Source organism: Thiolapillus sp., assembly GCF_048562965.1.
GTDB lineage: Bacteria > Pseudomonadota > Gammaproteobacteria > Chromatiales > Chromatiaceae > Thiolapillus > Thiolapillus brandeum_A.
The window spans coordinates 1-2,578 of record NZ_JBHNMF010000472.1 but is presented as its reverse complement, the minus strand read 5'-3'; the positions used below and the strand labels follow the sequence as shown (position 1 = coordinate 2,578).

The 2,578-nt window shown below is 52.4% G+C and carries 3 protein-coding genes; 1 reads left to right on the top strand and 2 read right to left on the bottom strand.

The genetic code is table 11. The features are described 5' to 3' along the window. On the top strand, positions 1–523 hold a 523-nt coding region (locus tag ACOCD2_RS16510), incomplete at its 5' end, for a hypothetical protein (protein ID WP_419588555.1). 24 nt (positions 524–547) lie between these two features. Here the strand turns inward: ACOCD2_RS16510 and ACOCD2_RS16505 are convergent. Further along, positions 548–1,048, bottom strand: a complete 501-nt coding sequence (locus ACOCD2_RS16505) for a hypothetical protein (protein ID WP_293653154.1) — start codon at positions 1,046–1,048, stop codon at positions 548–550. Beyond that, on the bottom strand, positions 1,048–2,235 hold the full coding sequence (locus ACOCD2_RS16500) for an AAA family ATPase (RefSeq protein WP_294042282.1): 1,188 nt from the start codon (positions 2,233–2,235) through the stop codon (positions 1,048–1,050). The genes ACOCD2_RS16505 and ACOCD2_RS16500 overlap by 1 nt, the downstream gene beginning before the upstream one ends. Positions 2,236–2,578: the final 343 nt, after the last annotated feature.

Here is a 2,578-nt window from a genome sequence, read left to right as displayed (position 1 = left end):
AGGGGGAGATGATTTCATCGCTGGTTTGCTCAATTCAAAGGCTGTATGGTTTTTTCTTACCGGTATTTCAGACTCTGTTCGCGGTGGCTTCTATCGGATGTTTGCGCAGAACATCATGCGCATTCCAATTCCTGAAGCAGCTTCCACGCAAAAAGAATCTATAGCCGAGATTGCCCAACAATGCCAAGCCCTGGCCGAGCAACGCTACCAGCTCCAGCAGAACATCACCCGCCGGATTCCCGATCTGTGCCCGCCAGATCGAGAAGCCAAGCTGACCAATAAGCTCAAATCCTGGTGGGAACTGGATTTCGACACTTTCCAGAAAGAAATCAAAAAGGCCTTCAAGACCTCCATTCCCCTGGCCGAGCGCAACGACTGGCAGGATTACCTGCAATCATCCCGGCAGCAGGTGGCAGAGTTGGCCCGCGAGCTTTCGGCCAGGGAAGAGGCGTTGAATCGTGCTGTTTATGCGGTTTTCGATCTGACGCCGGAAGAAATAGGGTTGCTGGAAAATGGTCTGTAGCAACGAAGGCTAGGACGCTCCTGGCTAACGACGAACAATCTTACCTTCCTCCAAAAGCCTCAGTAGATCATCAAGCAGCGGTACCGAACTTCGCCGCCTTTCCAGAAGCTCGTGGGGAAACAATTCAGCGTAATTCTTGCGAGAAGCGAACTGAGCGTATCGCCTTTTGTTTTCTTCGCAGGTGCCGGCAACGGTTTGCTCCAAGATCTCCAGCAGCAAGCCTTCCAGACAGGGATTGGCGACAAATGAATGAAAGCCACTACAATGTCGCTTCGATTTGGGGGTCAAAGGCACATCGTGGTCGTAGAAAACCACAACATCGTCATATCCGCCCTGGCGATTTTCGCCATAGGCGGTATCGATGACGTTGTTGCTTCCCTTGCCTTTGGCATTTTTCAAAATAACCCGAAACCCGCATTCCCGTCTGTGGTACAGGTCTTTGAGGTGTTGAACAAAATCCTTATCAGTATAGCCCTCGACAACCAGAAGAATGGTGCGCCTGGTTCGCCGGCGTCTTCGTGCCATCAATGAAACTCCGGCACTGCCGAATAGGCGCCAGCCAGATATTTGGCATACAGGTTATCATCAACCCGCACACCCTTAACGCTGTCGAGACGCCATGCTTCGCTTTCGCAATGGGCATTCTTTTCCACCAGCAATACTTGGCATTTATGCAAATGCTTGAGCACTTCCGCGGCATGGCAGGTAAACAACAGCTGAGCGTTGTGCGGATTGGTTCTCTCATTGAAAAACAGATCCAACACGGGCTCCAACATGAGTGGATGAAGGTCTGATTCCAGTTCATCGATGATCGCCATGCCGCCTTTTCGCAACACGGGTAGCAACTTGGCCAACAACGAGAACAGCGCGACTGTACCACTGGACTCTTGACGGAATCCTAACCTGAATGGGCCAGTTCTGCCTTTGTGGACGCCATACATCATGATGGCTTTTTCTTCCGGTTTTTCCGGATTGGGGATCACTTCTTCAAATTCCACGCCATGAAAACCCAAATCCCAGCGACGCAACAATGCTTCCATGTGTTTTCTATGGTCAGGGTTCTTGTGATAGTAAGCGCCAAGGCGGCCAATATAATTGCTGTCATTCACCATGCGGCCAGCAAAATCAATATTGGAGGCGATTTCAAAATGCCCCAGTTTTGTGGCTATATCAACACCATATTGAGCCGCGATGGACAGCACAGAAGCATTCTGCCGAGCATCAATGACCTCGGCCGCCTTCAAGCCAAAATCCTTTTTCTGCTTGAACTCGTAGCCTTTCGACGCCTGCGACCACTTTCGCACGAACACATAGCTAAACTGGCTGCTGGTTTTACGATGCAACGATTCTTCCAGTACCCGTTTGGTGGTCAACACCACCCGGTAACGCCATACCTCATCATCCAGGCAAAACTCCGTTTCAAATTCTGAAGGCTGATCCATGGCCTCGGCATGAGGCTGAAGCGGAATAGGCGCATCGGGCTGCAACTGGAATGAGTGGCTGACGAACCAATGCACGAAAACGACGGGTTTCAGCACATTGGTTTTGCCACTGGCATTGGCGCCCAATACAGCCAAGACCTTGGAAACCCGTTGACCTCTATCGTCCTTTGCGATGCTGTAGGCATCAGGAACGTGCGAGGAAACGGTTAGGGAAACCTCAGTCTCTTCCAGGAAGGAAAAAAAATTCTTGAATCGATATTTTCGTAGCATGCGCTCAAAATACCCGCATATTCACACAATATCAACAAATATATGTGAAAAATCGGATTATATTCGCGAATCACGCGCCAAGCGCTGCTCCACGTCCTCCCTCGTTTCGCCAGGCCGCGCGTGACGTGCCAGAATGTCCCGCCGCTTGCGGACCGCTTGGCGGGCAATTTCGGCGGCCCCTGGCCGCGCCCTCGCCTCCGGAGGCCAGGGGCCTGAATAGCCGCCCCTGGTGGCGGCCTCACGGGCAATTTCGTCGGTGACGAGAATTGGGTTGCCCGAGGCACGGGACAGCGCCGCCAGGAGCCCCGTCGCCGACCGGACACCCCCGCCCGAAATCTTTTTG

Bases quoted from the DNA above. Each gene is read 5' to 3' on its own strand.
- ACOCD2_RS16505 (WP_293653154.1), bottom strand. From the start codon at position 1,048: ATGGCACGAAGACGCCGGCGAACCAGGCGCACCATTCTTCTGGTTGTC.
- ACOCD2_RS16500 (WP_294042282.1), bottom strand. From the start codon at position 2,235: ATGCTACGAAAATATCGATTCAAGAATTTTTTTTCCTTCCTGGAAGAG.